The following is a 738-nucleotide window of genomic DNA, read 5'->3' on the forward strand; positions in this document are numbered from 1 at the left end:
GTAATTGCTCAACCAGGTTGACTCAAGCGATGAGCTAGCAGAGGATGTTAGGCTTTGGTCATGACTGAACTCCCCCCGCTAGATGGACTGAGCCATGAGGAGAAGGATGCCCTGATTCGAGGGCTGTGGGGTCAGTTGCAAACGCTTCAGGCAGAGGTGGAAAAGCTGAAGCAAAAGCGCGTCAAGAAAACTGCCCGCAATTCAAGTTTGCCGCCCGCTCAAGGCTTTAAGCCGAATCAGTCCCGTTGTGACACCGCCCCGACCAGCGCTAAGCATTGCCACGGCGGTCGTGCCTTGAGCGCTCATCCCCAGCAAGTCGTGGTGGCCCAAGCCAGGACGTGTCCGCATTGTGCCGCGAGCGTGGCCACGACTAGCCAGCAGATGACCGGCTGTTACGAGCGCATTGATCTGCCCCCGGTCGAGCCCCATATCACCCGTGTGGAGCGCTATGGTGGCACTTGCCCTCATTGCCAGCAACGCTACGAGTCGCCGGTGCCGGTCGGTTTGGAGCCAGGGTCACCCTTTGGACCGCGCATTGCCAGTGTCGTGACGTATCTGCGCTATCGCCATGCGGTGAGTTATCAGCGATTGTCCCAACTGATGGCAGAGTTATACGGGCTCAGCCTTTCCGAAGGTGCGATTGCCAATCTCTTGCGCCGTACGCAAGCGTCACTAGCGGCCTCGACCACCCAGATTCAAGAACATTTACGTCAGGCCCGGCTCGTCTGTAGCGATGAG

Annotated in this window: 1 protein-coding gene; it reads left to right on the forward strand. The window is 58.5% G+C overall.

The window, feature by feature from the left end; translation table 11 throughout:
* Positions 1-60: 60 nt before the first annotated feature.
* A partial coding sequence (locus JUK32_RS16970) for a transposase (RefSeq protein ID WP_204140052.1) occupies positions 61-738 on the forward strand: 678 nt, incomplete at its 3' end.

Source organism: Halomicronema sp. CCY15110 (genome assembly GCF_016888165.1).
Lineage (GTDB): Bacteria > Cyanobacteriota > Cyanobacteriia > Phormidesmidales > Phormidesmidaceae > Halomicronema.